Consider the following 23526-nt stretch of genomic DNA (forward strand, 5'->3'; position numbering starts at 1 on the left):
GTGGCTTTACTATACTAATATATTGCTTCAGAATCAAAAGTTACCCTTGTCTGCCTCCCCTGCGTTTTTCTTGGCTGCCTCTCGATCTGCTGCCATTTCTTCAACAGTTTTTATATTCATTCTTGCTGCACCTTGATAATTTTTTGTAGGTACTAAATCACCTTTTTGTAATCTGTTTTCTGCTTTTTTAATCGCACCTTGATATTGTGGCAACCATTCACTTTGTGCCACTAGCATTTCGTCAACCATCTGCCAAATTTCTTTTGGATTACAAACAGCACCTACTAACGGATCCATCATCATCGCTTGTCGCAATAAATAATCATCCCCATGTACTGCTGCTTCTACCGCCAAGCGTTGAACAGAAATACTTACATTACAAACAGCGGCAGGACCTAAAGGAAGGTCACCTACATGTGGCATATTAATTCCGTTTCGGTCCACATAACCTGGAGCTTCAATAACCGCATCATCTGGTAAATTTGAAATGATACCATCATTCACTCGATTAAAGTGTCCTCGATATACACGACCCGTTTCTAATCCTTCTAAGATATAGGAACCATGCTCTTCGCCGCGATGTTCTTCTTTATATTCATATGCAGGCTCTTTCAGCCAGTTCGGAAAGTCCGTTTCAAACCAATTTCGACCTTCTGTACAGACTCTTAAATAACCTCCCGTTTCACCATTTATCCAAGAACTCATATCAATCCATTCATGAATTTCCTCTGGGCGTTTACGATACCATGGTAGATATTCACTTAAATGCCCATTAGATTCCGTACTGAAATAACCAAAACGACGTAACATATCAATACGAACCTTCTCGGTATCTTTATACTCTGGGTGTTGCTCAAAAGCTTCTAATAAATCATAAGTGCGATCTTCTCCATCTGTTTTCACTTGAATATACCATGTTTGATGATTGATCCCAGCACAAATAATATCTACTTCTTCTTTTTCTTTTCCTAACACATTTGCTATTTGTTTATGTCCATTTTGCACACCATGACATAAGCCAATCGTGTTGACTTTTCCGTATTTATTACATGCCCAAGTTAACATTGCCATTGGATTAGCATAATTTAATAGTAAAACATTGGGATCAGCTACTTCGCGAATATCTTTACAAATTTCTAACATCTCCGCAATCCCGCGCTGACCATACATGATTCCGCCCGCACTTAATGTATCCCCTACACATTGATCGACACCATATTTCAAAGGAATCTCCACATCATGTTTAAAGGCTTCTAACCCACCTATTCTAACCACATTAAAAACGTATTTTGCGTTTTTTAATGCTTCTCGACGATTGGTGGTTGCTTCAATTGTAATCTTTAGACCATTTTCTTGAATATCACGTTGACACAACTGGGTGACCATTTCTAGGTTGTGCTGATTGATATCTGTGAATGCCACTTCTATCTCGCGAAACTCCGGCACTGACAAAATATCCCGCAATAATCCTCTAGTAAAACCTATACTACCTGCACCTATAAATGCTATCTTAAATGACACATTCATCCCCTCCTCTACCTCTTTATCAAAAAGATTATCACAAAAGAAATGAAAGCGATTTAAAAATAATAGACTATTTGATGATATATGTATAAAATCCTAACCTGTTATATTTGTCTAAAATGTTCACGGTAGTCAGAAGGTGATCGTCCTGTATCCTTTTTAAATAAACTACTGAAATATTGGCTGGTATTTACACCAATGTAATTGGAGATTTCGGTTACTGGAATCTCTGTGTTTACTAGCAACATTTTAGCCTTATCCAGTCGAACTTTTGTAATATATTGGTTTATCGTCATTTGCAACGATGTTTTAAAAATACGATGTAAATAACTCGGATGGAGATGTGTTATTGCTGCCAGATCACCTACTTTTATTTCTGTATCGTATTGTTCATGGATAAAAGTTAGTGCTTTTTTAATATGAAAATTATCGGTTTGTTGGTCAAGTTCTAAACGATTGCGATTAATCCACAACAGTAATTGCACCATAAGGTTGTCAATTAGTAATTGATTATGTGGTGAGTGGTGATCTAATTCTAATACTAAATTTCGTAATGTATAATAGACTGCTTCATCATCTTTCAATAAAAAATAATGGTTATTTTCATCAAATAAATATTTTAATGTTGGGTTTTGGTGAAACAACTCCCCGATCGATGTATAGTGATCCGCCTGGTCCTTTAATAAAAATTCTAGATTTAGCATGCGACACGGGGCTTCTTTATGTACGATTAAGCGATGTTTTACATTACTTTGAATCCAAATATATTGTCCTTTACGCATATCGACGATTCGATTATCAATTTCAATTTGACATTTTCCTTTGATCACATACATTATTTCCATTGCGGGATGATCATGCAAGTCCATTTCAAATTCATGCCATAATTTATAATAATAAGCAACCGCCTCAGGAAAATACCGCATCCTATCCCACCTCTCAAGATCTAGTTAAAATCAGAAAAAAGAATCAAAACTATACAAAGTAGACACAACCTGCGAAGTATTGACAATTTTAAAATTGCTTCTCTTATAAAGTATTTTGAGAAGTGTAAATCCATCGCTACGGTAAAACACTCCCTTTCCTAGGGGTGCGGCTTCAGCTAACTTTGGAAAGAAGACCACTTTCCAAAGTGGATCTTCAGCTCGCACTGATCCCTCAGGAGTGTCGCATTTTCCCTCCGCTTTGAGTAAAGTTCTGTTCTAGTAAGACGAAATAAGCAGTTATATTAATATTTTAACAGTTCCTTTATTTGTAGAGCATTACCAAAAGCGTAGTCCATATACGAAGACTCTTGCGGGATCAGCGTCTTCCGAAGACCCCGCAGGAAAAGCGCTTTTTGCTTTTCTGAGGAGGCTGGGGTGACGCCCGCAGAAAGCGAAGTAAATGGACGGAGCTTTTGCATTCCACTCATCAAAATTTCAAAGTGAGCAGTAACAGGTACTTCGATGTTTAGTTATATAACGGAGTAAATAGTTAAACTACAAAAAAAGCTAGAAGGTTTACTTCTAACTTTCATTATACTCGCCATTTTCGTAATTCTGTAATTTTTTCATCGAAGAATGTTAATACGTCATCGACTTCTTGTTTTAATAAGGATAAATCTGTTGATAACCAGCGGATCAGTATTCCTTTTCCATCAATGTCCGTCATTCCAGCCCGGTGGTGCTTCGCTTGAGAAAGACGTTGCTGAATATCCCATTCATCAAAAGGTGGATCTGGTGAAATATACCAAATCGACGCCATATAAGGAAAATCTTCCGTCAAGCCATGATGAGCAAGCGCTATTTCTTGTTGAGAAGAAAATTGAATAGGATCGTAGGAAATACAATGCGAATCATTCCATATTTCCATTAAAGACTGGTAAAGATAATTCACAGACGGATTTAGATGAATAATTTCTGCCCAAATAAATTCAGCATCATCTTTTACGTTTATTTTTATATGTTCGTTAATATTACTATTATTACTTGGAATCACTTCTCGTTGATCAAAAAATAATAATGCCTCTTCTTCAATATCACATTGCAAATCTATCATTTGCTCATTAGGTACAACATCTGGCTGAAGCTGGTGTTTGAACCTAATATTAGATGCCTTTTTCACTGTAAAATGGATGTCAATCGGTACTTCACTTTCATTCCATCCATCCAATGAATAACTGGTAAATACTCGATGCTTCTTATCCGTCTTTTCGATATGGAGTGGAGGCTCACTTTGATAGTCAAGAAGATTTACTTTTTGAAACCTAGCTTTTAATTGTTTTTTTACCATAGCAACCTCCATTTTTTTGTATTAAGATATAAACAATTTTGATAAAAGATATTTATGCTGCATAGCTGAAATTTCTAAGCCAATGGCGTTATTCTTCATGTCTTTAAATGATAGAGTCATCGCCATTTCTGTTGCTTGATCGACTTCATCTAGTGCCTCCAGTGTTACTTTTTCAGCATCTTTAGGTGCTACCGGTATCGCTCGCACCGCATGTTGCACAAGATTGCTTAATGAAAAATAGAGATATGTTTCAATTGTAGAATATAGATCAAACCCTTGCTCATAAGCATAGATACTATAAACAATTACATAATGATTTAATAGATCCTTTTCTTTGATTTCCTTTTGCCATTTTTCTAAAAGAGGCGATGATTGGATCGTTAAAAGTCGATCTAATAATCGGTTACCTGCCTGTCGACTTGTCTTTTTTAATTCTAAAACATTTTTTCGTGCATTATAAATTTCAGCTAAATAGACAACCTGTTCCCAATCGTTCTTTCTTAATTGAAGAAATATTTCTTTAATAATAATGGTATCGTTATATACTAAATAATTTCCTATGTAACTATTACAAAATGATGCTAGGTCTTCTTTGGAATTAATTTGTTTGGACCGGATATACATTTCCATTCCAATAGCATGCGCTACTTGACTCTTCAAAAAAGATGAATGGTGTGTATGTAGTAAATGTAATAACTTCTTTGAATCTTTTGTACTCATCCAATCCCCCCAATCACTATAATTATATCATAGCAATTGCTTAAGAATTTATAATAACTTTAGATCAGTTTGTTGCTATTTAGGTATAAGACAAGATTGGGAGAAAAGAATTTTTATGCGTATGAGCAGGATTATACGACACTATTGTAGTGGTAATTATGAAGATATTATATGTGCTATGCACTCGCTCCGGCTTGTCCTCCTCCCTTTCCGCGGGTTTTTCTCCTCAGCTAACTTTGGTAAGCAAAGACCACTTACCAAAGTGGATCTTCGGATAAAAACATCCCGCAGGAGTGGAAGCGGACGCCTGCGCTTTTTAATGCTCTACAACTAAAGCAAGAATAATCATGTTGGCGTATTCACTATTTCCCATCAATTTATCATTAGATTACTTATAAATGTTAAATATAAGCTGATTTATCGTCTAAGTGTAACAATCCAAAATATTAGCATTTGCAATAGTTGTAGAGCCCCACTAGCGTAGGCGGTCACTTCCACTCCTATGGGATTCTTTTTCCTGAAGATCCACTTTTCCATGCGTTTTTTGCTTGGAAAAGTTAGCTGAAGGAAAACCCCATGGAAAGGGAAGTGGGCAAGCCGAAGTGGTGTTTACGCTCACAAACCATTTCATAGTTACCAACTAAAATTATGTCGGATAATCCTTTTATTGTGTAACAATATTTATGTTTCATCCTCTTTTATTAATTATGCTGTTATAGAGTCTGCTTCTTTCAATGCTTTTTTCATATATTTCTTTACTAATGTTGCAGATTTCACCTTTAGAGGTAATTGTTCTGCAATCTGAATTTGATATTTTCTGTTGGTGATCAATTGTTTTAACTCATCACTAGTACTGCACTCATCTTCAAATTGATTGACAATACTTCCATATTGCAAAAATTGATGAGTATCACTGCCACCGACTATCGGCAATTCAAGTTCATCTGCCAAAGCTTCTAATTCCTTTTTACAAGAGTCAATGCCTTTTGCATACAAGTCTTTGCCATTTAAATCAAGTGCGTCTAATCTTTTCAACTGATCTTTCGACACGTTCTCTGCTAATGGTGTACTTTGTCGATAAGGATGTCCCCCTATTTTCAAAACACCATATTGGTCTGCAAGGTCCATCAATTCATTAAAAGGAATAAAATTTTCTTCCGGCACATGCGCTTCAAGCTCTTTACGAATCGATATAACATCTTTTCGATCACCAATTAACAAAATATGACCAACTTCTTTTACATCTACTTCTATACCTGGAAACAACTTTAATCCTTCTATATTATAAAAACCTTCTGTGTAAGAATAATTTTCATCTAAAAAATGATATATATCGAAAAAGCGAGTGGTATTAAAATGCTCGGTTAATGCTAGTGCAGTTAATCCATTGCTTTTTGCTTCTTCCATCATTTCCTTAAAATATGCTGGCATAAACATTGACTTTTTTGAGATTTTCACATGACTATGAAAGTCGATTATCATTAAAACACTTCCTATCTATTAAAATATGCATTTCATTAGTGATTCGATCCGTAGTATCATAGCAGAACAAATAAACCAACCACATACAGAAACGAACCTGCTAAAAAGAAATAATCCTTATGTTTCATTTTCAATCCTGCTAATTTTAACTTTTTCACTTCAGGATGATTAAACCCATACATGCTCCCTTTCGTTTCTAGAGCTTCCACTGTTGTACGTGCTCGCTTGGCAGTCGATAACAACAGAGGATAAAAGGATAGCATCGCAATTTTTACAAAATAACCAATCGTTTTAACATATAAAAACCCATGTTTTTCTGGTGCTTTCCCTCTTAATCGGAATGATTGAAAAACATGATGATACTCTTCTAATAAGGTTGGCAACATGCGATAACCGTAAGAGATACTAAATGATACTTGGCCTGGCACTTTAATTTTCAACAATCCATCGCTTAATTTATCAGGATTCATCGAACAAAAAACAGTAATACTAGCTAAAGAAATAACGGATAATTTAATCGTTAACACCAATAATGGAAGGATTGCACTCCAGTCTCCACCGAAAAACAGCGAAACGATTAACAAATAGCCACCTTGCCCTAACAAACCAAGACATAAAATGAATATAATCAATGGACTTACTTTAGCAATATAAGTAGTGACCACCATAAAGATAAACATTCCAATTAGCACTGATACATTATGAATAAACCAAGGAAAAATACCAAAGAAAAGATACCAAAGGAACAATGTCCGAGGATCCAACTTTGCAAGGAAGGTATCCCCATTACCATATGCCGTATTTAACAATTCAATTTTAACTTGCTCAACCGATAACTTATCACTAAATTTACGCGTATACTCCATTAGCGACTTCCTCTCTTTGATAACGCTTTGCAAACTCTTCTACCGTATAGGCTGGTTGAGCCCAACCTAGTGATTGCGTAAATGAAAAAATCTGTGGTGGCACGAGTCCTGCTTTTTCTAATAATCGGTAATTTTGAAATACCGATTCACGATCCCCATCATGAATGATGCGTCCTTCATGCATCACAATAATTCGATTAGCAAATTCACAAGCTAATTGCATATCATGTGTTGCCACTATGACTGCTTTTAATGTATCTTTTAACCCTTCTAATAATCTGGTAATATGTTTTCTTGTACTAATATCTAAATTCGCAGTAGGTTCATCTAACAGCATAATTTCTGGATTCATTCCAACCCCGATTGCTAACGAAGCTCTACGTTGTTGCCCACCACTTAATAATCGGCTATCACGATCCGCTAAATTTGTTAACTCAAATTGTTCTAACAACTGTTCTACTTTGCTGCGATAATTCTTTACTTTCCTTGCTTTCATGAAAAATTCTACATCTTTATCAACACAATCCTCAATAAACATTTGCTCTGGGTTTTGATGAATATAGGTTACCTTCTCTGCCAAATGTTCAGGTGATAGATCTCTTGTATTAATATCATCTATCAACACATCACCAGATCCCGGTTTCACTAATCCTGTTATTAAACGCATAAAGGAGGATTTACCAGCACCATTATTTCCTACAAGTGCAATATAATCTCCTTCATTTATTGTACAGTTAATATCATGTAAGACTTGCTTCTTGTCTCTTGAAACGGTCTTATAGGAAAAATCGACTTTTTCATAGGAAACAATCGTTTTATTTCTTGATTGTGAAGGTTTAGTGTGTGCTTCCAACGGACCTACTTCAGAAAAGGTAGATACCCCTTCCTCTATGGTAATTGGCAAGGAATCTGTTACACCTATTTTCATTGCTGCTTGCGTTATTTGCGGTGGATAAATCTGATGCGCTAATAATGTATCCACTTGATTCAACGCTTCTTTTACAGGCAACTTAAAAGTAACATTCCCTTTTGCCATTAAAACAACATTTTTAGCATAACTGGCAACAAATTCTGTATGATGCTCGATCACAATAATGGTTTTGCCGTGCACCTCATTTAATTCTTTTAAAATATCATAAATCACCATAGCATGCTGTGGATCCAGTTGTGCGACAGGTTCATCGATAATAATAATTTCCGGATTAAGTGATAAAACACTTGCAAGTGCTAATAAGTGTTTTTGTCCACCACTCAATTGCCACACAAATGCGTCTTTCACTTCTGTTAATCCTACTAATTGTAAAGCACGCAGACCACGCTCGCGAAAATCTGCCAGCCCATAGTGAAGAGGTGCAAAGCAAGCATCCTCTAGCACTCTTGGACTAACAATCTGATTTTCAAAATCCTGATAGACATATCCTACAGATCGAGACAAATCGGCCACCTTATGATTTAAAGTATCTAACTCATTCACCATTACTTCACCTGAAAAATCACCGACATAATAATGAGGGATTAGCCCGTTAAGTAACTTACACAATGTTGATTTACCACTCCCATTACCACCCAAAACAGCGATAAAGTCACCTTTTTCAATTGACAATGAGACGTTTTTTAGTACAGCTTCTGTTGCTCCGGGATATTGAAATGTAACATTCTTAATGTCTATATGTTTGGTCATGACGGAATCTTTTCCTCCTGCTTATTTTTAAGAGAAGATGAAGATTTTTTCTTAACCATAACAGTGATTATTATAATAGATAACAACAAAGCCACACCAAGACTAACCCAGATAAACCAATCGCCAAACATGGCAAGAAAGTCTGCTTCCCATTCCACGTTAAAACCTGACTCTGATAAAAACTCAAACAAAAATGCAGATGCTGCTAACAATATTCCAACTGCCACTAGTCTTGGCCCAATAATTTCTGTTAACGAGTAGCGATCATTACGATCTCGTGGTTTCATTCCTAATAATGGCTCTATCTTTCCGTACAATCTCGGCACTAAATACATGGTTGGTAATAAAGCAAACAGAATACCGGAGAATAATACATCATTTAAGAAGGCAACCCCTTCAATAATGACCACACTTTCAGCGAGTCCTTGGACTGCTTCTAATTCTTCTACACCAACCCATACTTTTAAAATATCTACTGTTGCACTAATTGCTTGATGAATAATCACCCCTAACATAGCTGCGAGTCCAACTTGCATTCTATTTTTCGGATCTCTTACAAAAGTTCCGGCAACATACATCGCTAATGAAAAAGCAATAAATTTCTCTAACTCTCCAAAACCACCAAATTGACCTAACATAATTTCGCCAAAAATTATTTCACCTAAGGATGCGCCAATCGCAGCATACAATGGATGGAACAGGATACATAACGTCAAAGGAATAAAAGCAAAATACTCGATCGAGAATTCAATGGGACCTAACTGTGCACTTGGGACTAATTCTGTAATCATGTTCGATAAACCATATAACGACATCGACAAAATAAAAACCATCATTTTTTGTGACTGTGTAAGTGTATAGCGTTTGTTTAGATTACTCATTTCTTTCTACCTCCTTTATTTTGTTATCTCTATTGTAATGATGCTTTTTTAAGCTACTTTCTGAATAAAGTTAAGTAAATGTAAATTTGTTAACTTTTATTATCATTATGTAAATTTTCTTTCATTTTTAGAGTTATCTATTTCATTTTTGATAGGATTGATAGAAGGGGGGAATATAATGACATTTTCTATGGATCATCGAAATTTAACACAAAGTCAAACCAAACTAGCAAACTACATTACGAAACATCTCCAACAAGTACTGCTTTCCACTGAAAAAGAAATTGCAGATGAAGTTGGAGTTAGCATCGCTACTGTATCTCGCTTCTGGTCTGTGATTGGTTTTCATAATATGAAAGAATTTAAACAATATATGAAAAAAGAGTTAGAAGTATCTCCTGCACGCAAAATAAAACGAGTAGAGGATAATAAATCTGCAAATACGAATTATCTCTCCATCGAAAAGAGCATAAGTCTCCTCCAGGAAACATACGAAAATATTAATGAACAGCGGTTTAATCAGACTTTAGACATGTTATATCGAGCTAAAAGGGTCTATGTATTGGCAAGTGGCCCCTCAAAAGGACTTGGAGAATTATTGATATACCGGATGAAACGACTAGGAATTCCTATTCAATTAATAGCACATCAGGGCAATGAGATTTTTGAAGAAATTATTCATTTTAAGAGAGAGGATGTGATTTTACTTTTTGCATTTGGGCGATTGTTACCAGAAGCAAAGGTCATACTAGACTATCAAAGAGATATACATTATCGAACGATCATGATTACCGATCAGTTAATAGCAGACTTCACTTCCTTATCTAGTTTAACTCTGTTTGCAAGCAGAGGAGAAGCACACGAGTTTCATTCAATGCTTGCGCCCACAATGTTAATTGAAAATATCATTCTAGGCATAAGTTTAAAAGAACAATCTCTACATATAGAAAGACTAGAACAATTAACAACATTAAGGAAAAGATATTTCAAAGAACTACCTCGGTAATAATTAGGTACAAAACACCTTTTTTATGTTTATTTATATATATTGCATTGTGTAAATTTTCCTATTCTTATATACTATTGGTAATCATGTTCTATAGAAAAGGAGTTTAGACAATGGGAATTATTCAATCGATGAGATACAACGATTTACAGAAAAAGAATACTTTAATGTTTTTTGTGATGGCTATAACATTAGTAGTAGGTTTATCACTCTCACTAGCAACTAATGAGGTAGTATCTGCTACATTCTATGGTTCAGAATTAGCTGTAACAATTATTCTTTATTTGATCTTACAAAAGGTCATCAAAAAACCAGTTGTTTTACCCTATTTATTCGTTATTATTTTTTATCTTTCTAACCTACTATTTATTGTGACCAGTGGCGCAAGTGCTGCCTTATTTTTAATTGTTATATTTTTAAGCTTATTTTCCGCTATTCAAATGGACCGAAAAGTATTTTATACTGGTTTTATCTTAGGTATAGCTGTTATTGTTTATAACTACATAGAGATGGATCAAACGAATGAAATTATGGTTCAATTGTTTCAATATTCATTACTGATCTACTTACTAACAGTTATTGTTTTTCATTTTATGATGAAAATGTCTAGTGAACAATTTAGTAAGCTTGAAAGTTTGTTACTAGCTTCCGAAAGAGAAGGTGCCCAAAAAGAGCAGCAAAAAGAGGCCGTTGAAAAATCGGTGACAAACATATTAAATAAGATTTCTCAAGTGAATGACCAGCTTCAAGAGAACGTCAAAACTCAAGATGACCTAAATCATACGATTCAGGAAATCTCACAGGCTAGCCAATCACAGGCAGAGCAAATATCTGATATTTCCAATGCGACAAATGATACTAAACAAAATATCGATGTCGTGGAACAAACCTCCCAACATTTATATGAGGAATCCAAGCAAGCTAGTACATTAACCCTGTCAGGTAAAGAAAAAATGGATACTTTAAATCAAAATAACCATGTTTTAGAACAAACAATAGGTGATTTAAGTAAAACATTTGCTGAATTAACAGACAAAATTAAAGAAACCAATACATTTGCTTCCAACATTAAAGAGATCACTGAACAAACGAACCTACTTGCTTTAAATGCTTCGATTGAAGCTGCACGTGCAGGTGAAGCCGGAAAAGGATTTGCAGTCGTAGCAGATGAGATTAGAAAATTAGCAGATTTAACTGGTGAGACGACGGAGAAAATAACTGGGAACCTTGCTGCATTAAATGAAACGAATGATTCGGCGGTAGCACAAATGGATAAAAGTATGCAAAACTTCGTTGTCGGAATGGAAACATCTAATGAAGTTACAGGATATTTTGAGGATTTAACAAGTACGATCGCTACGCTTAATGATGCACTGCTTAATTTTTCTCATTTAGCCAAAGAAGTACAAGGTCAATCAAATGGTGTAGAAGCATCGACAAATGATCTGGCGGCAATAATCGAACAAGCTTCTGCAAGTCTTGAAGAAATGAGCGCAACAGTTACAACACTAACAGAAAGCAATCAAGAGCTAGCCTTATTGCTGGATCAAGCTGTTGAAGATTCAGAAGAACTAAAAAAACAATTTTAATTTTCTAAAAAATACCGGGAATTTTCCTGGTGTTTTTTTATCTTCATTTTAATCCTTTTATTATTATGTCCACAATAACTTCATACATATGCTATATTAAAGGTCAAAGGAGAGATTTCCATGACAAAGATTCTTATTATAGAAGACGAGGAGAAACTGGCGAGAGTTCTAGAATTAGAGCTTGGATATGAAGATTATCAAACAACCATTGCATATAATGGTCAAAAAGGTTTTCAACTATTACAAGAAGAAACATTTGACCTCATATTATTAGATATCATGCTCCCTGGTATGAGTGGATTAGAATTACTGCGTAGGTTTCGAAAAAAAGATTCCTTAACTCCTATTATTTTACTGACAGCACGTGATGAAGTTCATGATAAAGTATCTGGCCTTGATTTAGGAGCAAATGATTATATGACAAAACCATTTCAAACAGAAGAATTATTAGCTCGTATTCGTACTCAGTTACGACAAAAGCCAACAATTGAAGCAGAACAACAACTATTCTATCAAGATTTAACAATAGACTTAAAAACGAGAGATATTAATCGAAGAGGAATAGCTATAGAACTTACGCCTCGAGAATATGATCTGCTAACTTTTTTATTAGAGCACAAAAATCAAGTATTCAATAGAGACCAATTGCTTGATAAAGTATGGGGATTTGATTATGCAGGAGACACAAATGTGGTCGATGTGTACATACGATATATACGAAATAAAATAGATAAGCCCTTTCAAACAGTAACCATACAGACCATAAGAGGTGTCGGTTATACCATAAAGGATGTTCAATAATGAAACTAAGAACGAAAGTACAACTCTTTTTAAGCGCATTTATGATCTTAGTTATTTTTATAATCAATAGTGTGGTTTATGTGTTATATGAGGATCAAGTTAGTCAGAGTGAAATGAACCGTGTCAAAGCAGATGCCGAAAACATTATGGAAGCTATCGCACAAAATAGCGAAGCAGAAATTGAAAATCAGCGATTACTTCAAGCGTTTTTACCCGCTAATGGAATCATTCGCATTATTGATAATCATGATCAAGTTATTCAAGCTGTTTCAAAGGAAGCTGAGTTTTACAATTGGCCAGCTACTTATAGTGAGAACGAAACTTCAACACTAGAGAAAAATGCTAATGACATACCTTATGTAGTCGTTACCATGCCATTAATTTGGGAAGATGGTTCTGTTGTGACTCTACAACTGAATGAGGCTTTATACTCTATGAATGACACATTAGATACTCTACAAATTGTCTTATTCCTAACTGCTGGATTTATGGTGTTTCCCGCCTTAATTGCTGGCTATTTTTTAGCTAGCTATGTAACCAAACCAATTCAAACCCTAACAAACAAGATGAAAAATAATCCTAAGGATGGCAAATGGGAAATGCTCTCGATGAACAGGAAAGGGAAAGATGAAATCAGCGAGATGCAACACAGCTATAATGCAATGATCACTCGTATTGATGAAAACATTCAGAAACAAGAACGATTTGTCTCTGATGCCTCTCATGAATTACGCACGCCTCTTTCCGTAATTACAAGTTATGCAGAACTGTTAAAGCGTCGTGGTAAAGATAAACCAGAAATATTTGATGAGGCAACAGAAGCAATTATCTCAGAATCAGATCGAATGAAACACCTAACAGACCAAATGTTGTTGTTAGCCAAAAATCAAAATCAAGAAAACCTTCATTTTGAAGAGGTAAACATCAATTCCGTCACTAGAGGAGTTATTCGTTCTTTATCACTTGCTTACAAAAGAAATATTTCCTTTCATGAGACAATCGATAAAGAAATCAAGATTTGTGCTGATAAGATGAAAGTGCACCAAGCTATCTATATTTTAGTAGACAATGCATGTAAATATAGTGAAAAAGAGGTCATAGTATCAACAGCTGACGAGGGAAGTCAGGTTAGTTTATCTGTGACTGATCGTGGGGAAGGCTTATCTGAAGAAGATCAAAAACATATATTTGAACGTTTTTATCGAGCTGACAAGGCACGTAGTCGTAAAGCTGGCGGAGCAGGTTTAGGCCTTGCAATTTGCCATCAAATCATACAAGCACATGGTGGTTCGATCATCATTTCAAGTCAACCAGGAAATGGTTCACGATTTACAATTCTATTACCTAAATAAGAAAAAGTTTCTTGTTTTCTCATCAAAATCTCATTTTTCTTTCATGGTCTTCTCAGATTATCTCTATAAACTATAAGTAACAACAAAAAAGGAGTGTTCCATGATGAAAAACAAAACATTTTTTATTGTATTAACTGTGTTGGTCACAATAGGTGGCATATTTGCTACACTGAAATTCACTTCAAACTCTGCAAGCGCCTATCTATCAAAGGACGAGGCACAAGAAAAAGTTTCCAAACAATTTTCAGGAGAGATTGTTGAATTAGAATTAGAAGAGGATAACAATAAGAAGGTTTATGAGATAGAAATTGAGGGGACTGATCGAAAATATGAGCTGAAAATGGATGCTGAAACTGGTGATATCCTGAAATTAGAAGAAAAGGTCATGAATAATGAAGAATCACAACTAATCGATACTACTGGCGGTGATTCCAATAATAAAAAAGATAACAATGAAGAAACAACTTCAAAACAATCAAACGATGACACAACGAAACAAAGTAATTCCGATAGCAAGACACTGATAACCAAAGAAGAAGCAAAATCCATCGCATTATCTGAATACGAAGGAACAATTACAGAGTTTGAACTAGACGAGGACGATGGACAAAAATATTATGAAGTAGAAATTAGAACACCAAAAGCAGAGGTCGAAATTGAAATCAATGCCTACACAGGAGAAATCATCTCCATTTCAAAAGATGACTTAGATGATGACGACGATGACTAAAGAATAAAAAACATAAAGTGAGACTCCAAACACAAACGCTGAAAGATATTGTTACACAACTTAAAGGATTATGCGACAAAACACTTTGCTGTGAAATAATCTTTGAGAGTTAATAACTGCAAAGCACATATAACATCTCATAATTACCACTACAGTGTCGTATAATCCTTCTAATACGTCGTTTGTTCAGTCTTTTTTTAAGACACAAAAACAAGATACGTTATAAAAATTGTTAGCAGATACACCAGAGAATTTACAAATAGCTTGTTAGCCCAGTTCACGATAGAGTTGTGTTTAAAACCACTTAAACCAATAATTAACCATCCAATATTTATTACAGTAAATACCCCATAAAAAAGCGGATGAAAATTCTCTAAAAATAACGGAATAAATAATAGTAGTGCTATATAAATATTCGTTCGACAAATGGTAACCTGATAACCTTTGACTACTGGTAGCATTTTTAAACCAGCACGGGCGTAATCATCATATTTACGAATCGCAATAGCGTACGTATGTGGCATTTGCCATAAGAACATTACCGCAAATAAGCTAAGCGGAATCGGATGTAAAGCTGTGTCAAATACTGCCCAGCCCATTAAAGGAGTAACAGCTCCTGATAAACTTCCAATATGTGTGTTCCATGTTACTCTTCTTTTCGTCCAAACCGTATACACTACTACATAGGTATACCAACCAATAAATCCATATAGGGCGACTTCAATATTAATCATAAAAAGAATAAATTGACCTATGATACTTAAGACAATTCCTAATATCAAAACAGCTCTCAAAGAGATTGTTCCTGTTACGGTTGGACGTTGTTTGGTTCGTTCCATCAATTTATCTACATCAGCTTCTAACCAATTGTTTAACGTTAATGCTCCCGCAACAAGCATTCCACTTCCAAATAGTAATAATAATAACTGAAGCCAAACATCCATAAATGAAACATTATAATATTTTACCGCAATCAAAAACCCAAATATAGCAGGCAATACATTCGCTATTAATACGAATCTTTTAAATAAATATTTTAATTCTGTTAACAATAAAGCCATCCATTGAACCCCTTAATCGATTTTCTTAAGATATATTCTCCAGTTGGAACCCGTTCCAACATTATAAGCCTTTGCAAAGGATCCCTGATTAATAGCAATAGCCATGTTATCTAAAGAATTTACATATAGCACGGCCTCACCTACATGAATGGAAGCAAAAGACCGTCCGAAGGTCATATTATTTCGATACACTCGTCGCGAATCATTAATAATCTCTATCTCAACTGCTTCCCCATAATCAATATTCAATTTTAAAAATAAATCTCTACTGATGTTCGTCCACAAGTTGCCAAATCGCACATCTAATATATCGATGGTTCCATTGATGGTGTGGTCTTCTAGCTTTGCTTCATAAAATGGGAGTCGAACTACATCCTTAATCATTAACTCCTGACCGACATCTTCAAATGGTATTGTACCTGAAGCTAACCTTGCACCAGTATAGGCATAGATATCCCGACCATGGAAAGTATGGGAGGCCCCTGATTGGGGAAGTCGATTAACCTCTTCATCAATCTCGCGAATATGCTTAATACCTACTTTATAATAGATATGAGTAAGTGTGCCATTATCTGGTGTTACTATAAATTGATCATTGTTCGTTTGTACAACCACACTTTTACGTTCAGACCCTACTCCTGGATCGACAACTGAAACAAATACCGTTCCTTTTGGCCAATAGGCAACTGTTTGTAATAGTCGATAAGACCCTTCCCATATATTAAATGGAGGTATATCATGAGTGTTGTCATATATAGGTATAACTTTACTTACATTGTGTGCAACACCTTTCATTGCACTAACAGCTCCATCTTCTATACCAAAGTCTGATTGTAATACCAAAGCATTCATCATGATGACTACTCCTTTCTTCATCTAGCATTATTATACTATTATCTAACAATGAAATGAAAGGATATGTCAACGAACGTATCACGAATTTTAATAAAAGCATAAAAATCTCAATAGCCAAGTGAAAATGAACATAAGCAGGACAACACGACACAACCTGATAGAAATTTTGACATGATGTATGTGTGTAGTAACCGCTACGGCTTGCCCACTTCGCTTTCCAAGGGGCGCGTCTTCAGCTAACTTTGTAAAGGAGGTCACTTTACAAAGTGGATCTTCAGATCGCGCTGATCCCCTAGGAGTCGAAGTGGACGCCTACGCTCAGTGAGAGTCTACAACGATTACAAATGCTGTTATTTTGGATTATTTCTAAAATATTTACCACAAAAGTTGTGATTATAGCAAAAATGCACTCTCTTGCTTTAGTTGTAGAGTATAAAAAAGCGCAGGCGTCCGTTTCCACTCCTGCGGGAAGTTTTTATCCGAAGATCCACTTTTTAAGCGAACTGTGCTTAAAAAGTTAGCTGAGGAGAAAAACCCGCGGAAAGGGAAACGGACAAGCCGGAGCAGTTGTTACGCAGTTCTAAAATGTCATATTTACCAACAGAGTTATGTAGTATACTCCTTCGTTTAAATAGTAAAACCCCGAACTATGTTTGAAATCGTTCGGGGGATTTTTGCTATTGAAAAGTTGGCCAGTTGTTTTGCCAATTTATTTCCCTGATTTGCATGCGGATTGTGCCATCTGCATCACCATCATAATAATGATAAACCATATAGTATTTATCCTCTTCTTCTAGAATATCTTGGCCACCTGGTCCAATATGATTATCGATACTTTCAAGAATTACGTCACCGCCACCTTCAAGCAATTCGTTACCTTCGGAGTCCAAATAAGGTCCTGTAACAGATTCAGACCTTCCAACCGCTACCTTATACGTACTATCCAAACCGTCACAACATTTATCCCAAGAAGTTAATAAATAGTAATAACCGTTTCGTTCAAAAATAGTCGGTCCTTCAATCGCATTGTGTTCACTTTTCGATTGCCTAGATGCTACCTTGTTTACTTCTCCAATAGGTTCTACTAAATTATCAGTTAATTCTTGAACAAAAATCCCACCAAAATGAGAGCCAAACACCATCCACCATGTTCCGTCCGCTTCAAAAACCATGGGGTCGATGGCATTATATTCTGTTTGGCCTGGAACAGAGGTAATAATCGGACCATGATCTTCCCAACTTGCTAAATCAGATGGGGTAGTTGTACTTGCAACTCCAATACTAGACTCATTAGTGCCAAAAATAGAAACTGCATAATATAAATAAAATACCCCATTTTGTTCAACGACATGTGGTGCCCATAAATGAGCCACATTAAATTCTTTTGCCCATTCTGGTACTTCAATTTCACCAATAGACTGCCAAGGACCTGCAACATCTTCAGTAGATTTTCGCATAAAAATACCACCAGGATCACTATTGTTTCTTGCTGCACCGGTTGATACAACGAAATAATTTTCATTTTCTTTAAAGATAGATGGATCATGTACTGGGTCATCTATCCCTGCTGATTCATTAAAATCACCGATTTCCCCTCTCATATCTAGCAATGTATCACTCGAACCATTAAACAAACCAGAAAGTTTATCATGATTAATATTAATGATAACAACAATACTAATTAGTATAATAATAGATATCCACGCCTCTTTTTTAATCATCTTCACATCCTCTTTTCCTAGTTATCTGATACATTATATCATTACATAACATAAATGTATACGTTTACTAAAAAACAGAGAACTTAGTTAACAAATTAAATATCCATAGGATTACCAGTATCATCTAAAAATGCAAAACGTTGCTCTATCTCCAGTCCATTTTCGATAATTGCAAAAATATTGTCTGCTGTATCCTTGGGAAGCTTTGGAGCATTGTTCCCTCCCATATCGGTTTTCATCCATCCAGGGTGAATCGAAATCACATTGATTTGATCATCTTTTAAATAAACTTTTAACTTTTCTGTTAACATATTTAAGGCTACCTTCGTCATACCATAAGGATAATCTCCACTATATGCGTTTGATAGACTGCCTGCTTCAGAACTTATATTAATAATAGCTTGGTTATTCACCTTTTTTCGCTGGCGTTCCATTCGCAAAACTGGTAAAAAATGCTTAACGACCCGCAAAGGGCCGAGTGTATTTACATCAAAAGCTTGTAAGCATGCATGAATATCTAACTCTTCGATTGTTTTATCACGCTCATTTAAAATAGCGGCATTATTTATAATCACATCTAAATATTGATCCGTAAGTTTTACTGCCTCCGCTGCATGCTCCACAGATTTTTCGTTGGTTACATCCATATGTATAATTCGAAGTTGTCCTTCGTACTTATCCTTTAATTGTTGCAAGTCATCAATTTGTTTATCAGCTAAGGAACGAACAGCAGCAAAAATAATATGTCCTCTTTCAAGTCCGCTTTTAACTAAGGATAAACCTAGCCCCCTGTTTGCCCCTGTAACAAAAACCTTCATTTTATCACCTCACCCACATTTTTGCAAACCCTTACAATTTAATGATACCACATTTTTACTAATGAGAATAAGAGATATCTTAGTAGCAACTAAAACAATGGCCACGTAATCAGGGGAACGTGACCATTATTATGTTTCTTATTTATTTCTAACTATCTTAACTACTTCCATTAATATAACAGATGCGATCGCAAGACCAAATGCAATCCATCCCTGACTCCATCCAAACTCAGCCGGAATATGGAAGACATCTCTTGCAAATGGTAGTATCGTAATTGCATATAAAACAAAGCCAACCCCTACAGCTCCTAGTACGTATTTATTTTGGAAGAAGCCTGCTCCAAATGCTGTCTGTACGTTAGACCTTGCAGGGAATGTTTGTAAGGTCCTTGATAAAATCAAAGTTGTAAAAGCCATCGCGACACCCATTTCTTCTGAATGTTGCAAACCAATATAATGCGAAATAATGACCGCTACACCTATTAATAAACCGCGAATGATCACAGATCTTAGTGTACCTCCTGCAAAGATACCATCATCAATTTTTCGAGGTTTCCGTTTCATCACATTTGGTTCAGATTTTTCCATCCCTAAGGCAATTGCTGGCAATGAATCATTTACCAAATTAATAAATAATAACTGTAGCGCAGTAAAAGGATTTGCCCAGTTCATGATAACCGCAAATAGGATTGCGATGATGGCTCCAAGATTACCTGCAAACAAATAAGCAATCGATTTTTTTATATTATCGAATACGGTTCGACCGACACTCACTGCTTTGACAATGGAAACAAAATTATCATCTGTTAATATCATTGCGGCAGAATCCTTGGCAACATCTGTACCACTGCCCATACCAATTCCAATATCCGCTTGTTTCAACGCGGGGGCATCATTAACACCATCACCTGTCATAGCGGTAATTTGGTTTTTCCGTTGCCATGCTTTGACGATTCGTATTTTATTCTCAGGTGATACACGCGCATATACAGAAATCTGCTCTAATTTCTCATCTAAGTCTTGTTCAGACATTTTATCTAATTCTTTACCAGTTACCGCTAAATCACCTTCATCCATAAGACCAATTTCTTTTCCGATCGCTTCGGCAGTTGTTTTATGATCACCTGTTATCATGACTGGTTTAATGCCCGCCTTTTTTGCTTCTTCAATTGATCCATATACTGCATCCCTTGGTGGATCCATCATAGCGGTGAAGCCAATCAGAACAAAATCCTTTTCATCTTCTAATGTCAATTCGTGATCTTTAGTTAACTTTTTATATGCAAAAGCCAATACACGTAATGCTTGTTTTGAATATGCTTCATTCTGTTGGTGTAGTTTTTCTAGCCAATCAGAGGTTAATTCTTCTTCTTTTCCATCAATTAAAATAAACCTGGCTTTATCTAACATGACGTCTGGTCCACCTTTAATCAACATCAATCGCTCATTGTTAATTGTATGAACCGTAGACATCATTTTGCGGTCTGAGTCAAAAGGCAGCTCCGCTTCTCGTTTATACTTATTTCTTAATTCTTTGTACGGTTGTTTTTGCTTTTCTGCTAAATGGATAAGTGCAATCTCTGTAGGATCCCCTATTTCGTTCTTATCTTCATTAATATAGGAGTCATTACACAGTGCAGCCGTCTGTATTAGTAATTCTTCGCTCATCACCCATTTTTCGCTACTAAATGGATCTTCTATTCCAGGTAAAAAAGTTTCAGTGACTGTCATTTGATTTTGCGTTAGAGTTCCGGTTTTGTCTGTGCAGATAACACTGGTTGACCCTAATGTTTCTACTGCAGGTAATCTGCGTATAATGGCATGTTGTTTTGCCATTTTATTAGTTCCAACGGACAGAACGATGGTTACAATTGATTGCAGCGCCTCAGGAATTGCGGCAACCGCGATCGCTACCGAGAACATTAACGCATCTAAAACAGCTTTTGTCATATCAACATCTGCATCACTAAACCATATGCGGCCAACTTGTACTGCAAAGATAACAATACAAATAAGCAGGATAGCTATACCTAGTTTTTTACTAAAAGAATCAAGTTTTCGTTGCAATGGGGTTTGTTTAGATTCAGCAGTTTCGATCATTTCTGCTATTTTTCCGATTTCCGCTTTTCCACCAGTAGCTGTAACTACAAATGTTCCTCGACCGTTGACAACTAATGAACTAGAAAATACCATATTAATTCTGTCACCGATTGATACTTCTTCTTTAATAGGTTCTGTTTCTTTTTCAACAGCATCTGACTCACCAGTAAGCATTCCTTCATTTATTTTTAATGATTCCGCTTCTAGCAAACGGCCATCTGCCGGTATGTAATCCCCTGCTTCTAATTGTACAATATCACCTGGCACCAACTCTCGAGCCATAATGGTTTGACTCGTACCATTTCTAACCACTTTGGCTTCAGGGGCCGACATATCACGAAGAGCATCGAGTGAGCTCTCGGCCTTTTTGGTTTGGACTACACTAATCACCGAATTTAACAAAATAACAATAAATATTATGATGGACTCAATAACTTCACCTAGGACTAACTGGACAATCGCTGCAATCAAAAGAACTACTACCATAGCATCTTTAAACGTTTCTAAGAACAGTTTCCAAGTAGGAACTTTTTCTTTATCGGCTATTTCATTATAACCTTCCTGCTCCAGCCGGTTATTAACTTCCTGACTAGTTAGCCCGTCTTCCTTTGATACTTCCCACTGATCTAACACTTCTTTTTTAGTTTTTTGGTAGGTACTCAAGCTTCGTTTCCTCCCTTATCTTTATCTTTCGTAATTAATATTTTTTCGATACGATAATCTGAAATTTCGATTGCTTCTAAAATAAGATTACCATATATTACGCTAGGTTGCTCTTTTGGATGAGGTATATAACCTAATAGATGGACCATAAAGCCATTAATGGTTTCAAAATCATCTGATGGTAGCTCTACTTGAAAAGCTTCTTCCAATAGATAGAGGTGTGTCGTTCCTTCTACTTCAAATTGGTTACTATTGATTTTTTTAAAACTACTTGATTCATCTTCACCTGGCAGGTGATGTTCACTTAAGATTTCTCCAACAATTTCTTCAATAATGTCTTCCATTGTAATTAAACCATCAATCCCACCGTATTCATCGACAACCATCGCAATATGAATATTATGATTTTTCATATCTCGAAAAGCGACATCAACTGGTTGGGATTCCATGACATAATAAGGTTTTCTTAAAATGTTTTTAAGTGTAAAAGGATGATCTCTTTCTTGTAAAATGGGAAACATATCCTTCATATGTAAGATACCTATTACATGATCGATATCAACCTCATAGACAGGAAAACGTGTAAAACGTTTGTCATTTATCACTTCTAAAATTTCATCCACACTAGATTCGATATTTATAGCCGTAATCTCTGTTCGATGAGTCATTATATCTGTTACGGTTTTATCGTTAAATTCAAAGATATTATGAATCATTCGTTTTTCTTCATTTTCAATCGTTCCCCTTTCTCCTCCAATATCAACTAACATCCGAATTTCTTCTTCATTTGCTTCATCTTGTTTTGCATTGGGATCGACTCCAAATAATTTTACGATTAAGTTAGTAGAATGATTCAAAATTTTTACAAATGGATAACTTACTTTAAATAGAAATGTTAAGGGTATAACAGTTTTGTAAGCAATTGTTTCGGCTTTTTGTAGCGCCAGTTGTTTTGGTACAAGTTCCCCTATCACTAATGTAAAGTAAGAAAGTAATATCGTTATCGTAATAACAGCAATAGTCTCCAATATCGAAACAGCTATAGGTACCCCAATAGCCACTAACCATTCGGCCAATGGACCAGCAAAACTGTCTGCTGCGAAAGCACTAGCTAAAAATCCCGCTAGTGTAATCCCAATTTGTATAGTTGCTAAAAAACGACCTGGTTCTGCCAATAGTGTCTGCAATTTTATCGACTTTTTATCTTGCTGTTCCGCTCTTTTTTTAATTTTATTATCATTTAATGCGACCAATGATATCTCCGAAGCCGCAAAAAAGGCATTCACTAATATTAAAATAATTAGTATTCCAATCTCTAATAACAAATTCTAATCCCTCCAAAAAACATCTATATCTTTGTTATACCCAAAATAGACGATTATAAGACAATTCGTAGAGGCAA

General features: G+C 35.6%; 19 protein-coding genes. 5 read left to right on the forward strand and 14 right to left on the reverse strand.

The genetic code is table 11. The features are described 5' to 3' along the window. Positions 1-33: 33 nt before the first annotated feature. The 8 genes from melA to BN3107_RS14490 form a co-directional block, all read right to left on the reverse strand. On the reverse strand, positions 34-1521 hold the full coding sequence (gene melA / locus BN3107_RS14450) for an alpha-glucosidase/alpha-galactosidase (protein ID WP_058308346.1): 1488 nt from the start codon (positions 1519-1521) through the stop codon (positions 34-36). 107 nt (positions 1522-1628) lie between these two features. Then, positions 1629-2450 (reverse strand): AraC family transcriptional regulator, encoded by an 822-nt coding sequence (locus BN3107_RS14455; protein ID WP_058308347.1) that lies wholly within the window; start codon positions 2448-2450, stop codon positions 1629-1631. Positions 2451-3042: 592 nt separating this feature from the next. After that, positions 3043-3798 carry an urease accessory protein UreD gene (locus tag BN3107_RS14465; protein WP_058308349.1) on the reverse strand — a complete coding sequence of 252 codons (756 nt, stop codon included), beginning with the start codon at positions 3796-3798 and terminating at the stop codon, positions 3043-3045. A 21-nt stretch (positions 3799-3819) separates the two neighbouring features. Then, positions 3820-4518 carry an urease accessory protein UreF gene (locus tag BN3107_RS14470; RefSeq protein WP_058308350.1) on the reverse strand — a complete coding sequence of 233 codons (699 nt, stop codon included), beginning with the start codon at positions 4516-4518 and terminating at the stop codon, positions 3820-3822. A gap of 705 nt (positions 4519-5223) precedes the next feature. Then, positions 5224-6000: a PHP domain-containing protein gene (locus BN3107_RS14475; RefSeq protein WP_058308351.1), complete on the reverse strand. Its 777-nt coding sequence runs from the start codon at positions 5998-6000 to the stop codon at positions 5224-5226. A gap of 56 nt (positions 6001-6056) precedes the next feature. Further along, a complete protein-coding gene (locus BN3107_RS14480) occupies positions 6057-6866 on the reverse strand; it encodes an energy-coupling factor transporter transmembrane component T family protein (protein WP_058308352.1) in 810 nt (269 codons plus the stop codon). Then, positions 6850-8547 (reverse strand): ABC transporter ATP-binding protein, encoded by a 1698-nt coding sequence (locus tag BN3107_RS14485; RefSeq protein WP_058308353.1) that lies wholly within the window; start codon positions 8545-8547, stop codon positions 6850-6852. The genes BN3107_RS14480 and BN3107_RS14485 overlap by 17 nt, the downstream gene beginning before the upstream one ends. After that, positions 8544-9428: a hypothetical protein gene (locus BN3107_RS14490; protein WP_058308354.1), complete on the reverse strand. Its 885-nt coding sequence runs from the start codon at positions 9426-9428 to the stop codon at positions 8544-8546. The genes BN3107_RS14485 and BN3107_RS14490 overlap by 4 nt, the downstream gene beginning before the upstream one ends. Before the next feature lie 178 nt (positions 9429-9606). On the opposite strand from BN3107_RS14490, the gene BN3107_RS14495 reads away from it, so the two are divergent. The 5 genes from BN3107_RS14495 to BN3107_RS14515 all read left to right on the forward strand — a co-directional run bounded on the left by BN3107_RS14495 (position 9607) and on the right by BN3107_RS14515 (position 14906). Further along, positions 9607-10434, forward strand: coding sequence for a MurR/RpiR family transcriptional regulator (locus BN3107_RS14495; RefSeq protein ID WP_077065134.1), 828 nt, complete (start codon positions 9607-9609; stop codon positions 10432-10434). Between the two features lie 113 nt (positions 10435-10547). After that, complete coding sequence (locus BN3107_RS14500) at positions 10548-12023, forward strand: methyl-accepting chemotaxis protein (RefSeq protein WP_058308355.1); 1476 nt, start codon at positions 10548-10550, stop codon at positions 12021-12023. A gap of 114 nt (positions 12024-12137) precedes the next feature. Next, entirely contained in the window at positions 12138-12824 is a 687-nt protein-coding gene (locus BN3107_RS14505) for a response regulator transcription factor (RefSeq protein ID WP_058308356.1), read from the forward strand. Then, positions 12824-14176 (forward strand): ATP-binding protein, encoded by a 1353-nt coding sequence (locus BN3107_RS14510; protein ID WP_058308357.1) that lies wholly within the window; start codon positions 12824-12826, stop codon positions 14174-14176. Before BN3107_RS14505 ends, BN3107_RS14510 begins: the two co-directional genes overlap by 1 nt. A 100-nt stretch (positions 14177-14276) precedes the next feature. Then, positions 14277-14906 carry a PepSY domain-containing protein gene (locus BN3107_RS14515; protein ID WP_082631322.1) on the forward strand — a complete coding sequence of 210 codons (630 nt, stop codon included), beginning with the start codon at positions 14277-14279 and terminating at the stop codon, positions 14904-14906. Positions 14907-15103: 197 nt separating this feature from the next. Here the strand turns inward: BN3107_RS14515 and cyoE are convergent, their stop codons facing one another. The 6 genes from cyoE to BN3107_RS14545 form a co-directional block, all read right to left on the reverse strand. Next, positions 15104-15967: a heme o synthase gene (gene cyoE, locus BN3107_RS14520; protein WP_058308359.1), complete on the reverse strand. Its 864-nt coding sequence runs from the start codon at positions 15965-15967 to the stop codon at positions 15104-15106. Between the two features lie 12 nt (positions 15968-15979). Further along, positions 15980-16825 carry an SAM hydrolase/SAM-dependent halogenase family protein gene (locus BN3107_RS14525; protein WP_148434792.1) on the reverse strand — a complete coding sequence of 282 codons (846 nt, stop codon included), beginning with the start codon at positions 16823-16825 and terminating at the stop codon, positions 15980-15982. A gap of 674 nt (positions 16826-17499) precedes the next feature. Further along, positions 17500-18543, reverse strand: coding sequence for an arabinan endo-1,5-alpha-L-arabinosidase (locus BN3107_RS14530; protein WP_058308361.1), 1044 nt, complete (start codon positions 18541-18543; stop codon positions 17500-17502). Positions 18544-18638: 95 nt separating this feature from the next. Beyond that, positions 18639-19361, reverse strand: coding sequence for an SDR family oxidoreductase (locus BN3107_RS14535; RefSeq protein WP_058308362.1), 723 nt, complete (start codon positions 19359-19361; stop codon positions 18639-18641). Between the two features lie 138 nt (positions 19362-19499). Further along, positions 19500-22124 carry a cation-translocating P-type ATPase gene (locus tag BN3107_RS14540; protein ID WP_058308363.1) on the reverse strand — a complete coding sequence of 875 codons (2625 nt, stop codon included), beginning with the start codon at positions 22122-22124 and terminating at the stop codon, positions 19500-19502. After that, the gene (locus tag BN3107_RS14545; protein WP_058308364.1) at positions 22121-23449 is read right to left on the reverse strand and encodes a hemolysin family protein; all 1329 of its coding nucleotides are present in this window, start codon (positions 23447-23449) and stop codon (positions 22121-22123) included. The genes BN3107_RS14540 and BN3107_RS14545 overlap by 4 nt, the downstream gene beginning before the upstream one ends. Between the last annotated feature and the right edge of the window lie 77 nt (positions 23450-23526).

The sequence above is a fragment of the Gracilibacillus massiliensis genome, from assembly GCF_001458115.1.
In the GTDB taxonomy this organism is placed as follows: domain Bacteria; phylum Bacillota; class Bacilli; order Bacillales; family Amphibacillaceae; genus Gracilibacillus; species Gracilibacillus massiliensis.

What these genes read in the sequence shown, in the direction of transcription:
- BN3107_RS14515 (WP_082631322.1), top strand. Translation starts at nt 14,277, where the DNA reads ATGATGAAAAACAAAACATTTTTTATTGTATTAACTGTGTTGGTCACA.
- BN3107_RS14500 (WP_058308355.1), top strand. Translation starts at nt 10,548, where the DNA reads ATGGGAATTATTCAATCGATGAGATACAACGATTTACAGAAAAAGAAT.
- BN3107_RS14530 (WP_058308361.1), bottom strand. Translation starts at nt 18,543, where the DNA reads ATGATTAAAAAAGAGGCGTGGATATCTATTATTATACTAATTAGTATT.
- BN3107_RS14485 (WP_058308353.1), bottom strand. Translation starts at nt 8,547, where the DNA reads ATGACCAAACATATAGACATTAAGAATGTTACATTTCAATATCCCGGA.
- BN3107_RS14465 (WP_058308349.1), bottom strand. Translation starts at nt 3,798, where the DNA reads ATGGTAAAAAAACAATTAAAAGCTAGGTTTCAAAAAGTAAATCTTCTT.
- BN3107_RS14475 (WP_058308351.1), bottom strand. Translation starts at nt 6,000, where the DNA reads ATGATAATCGACTTTCATAGTCATGTGAAAATCTCAAAAAAGTCAATG.
- BN3107_RS14510 (WP_058308357.1), top strand. Translation starts at nt 12,824, where the DNA reads ATGAAACTAAGAACGAAAGTACAACTCTTTTTAAGCGCATTTATGATC.
- BN3107_RS14480 (WP_058308352.1), bottom strand. Translation starts at nt 6,866, where the DNA reads ATGGAGTATACGCGTAAATTTAGTGATAAGTTATCGGTTGAGCAAGTT.
- BN3107_RS14495 (WP_077065134.1), top strand. Translation starts at nt 9,607, where the DNA reads ATGACATTTTCTATGGATCATCGAAATTTAACACAAAGTCAAACCAAA.
- cyoE (WP_058308359.1), bottom strand. Translation starts at nt 15,967, where the DNA reads ATGGCTTTATTGTTAACAGAATTAAAATATTTATTTAAAAGATTCGTA.
- BN3107_RS14455 (WP_058308347.1), bottom strand. Translation starts at nt 2,450, where the DNA reads ATGCGGTATTTTCCTGAGGCGGTTGCTTATTATTATAAATTATGGCAT.
- BN3107_RS14470 (WP_058308350.1), bottom strand. Translation starts at nt 4,518, where the DNA reads ATGAGTACAAAAGATTCAAAGAAGTTATTACATTTACTACATACACAC.
- BN3107_RS14490 (WP_058308354.1), bottom strand. Translation starts at nt 9,428, where the DNA reads ATGAGTAATCTAAACAAACGCTATACACTTACACAGTCACAAAAAATG.
- BN3107_RS14535 (WP_058308362.1), bottom strand. Translation starts at nt 19,361, where the DNA reads ATGAAGGTTTTTGTTACAGGGGCAAACAGGGGGCTAGGTTTATCCTTA.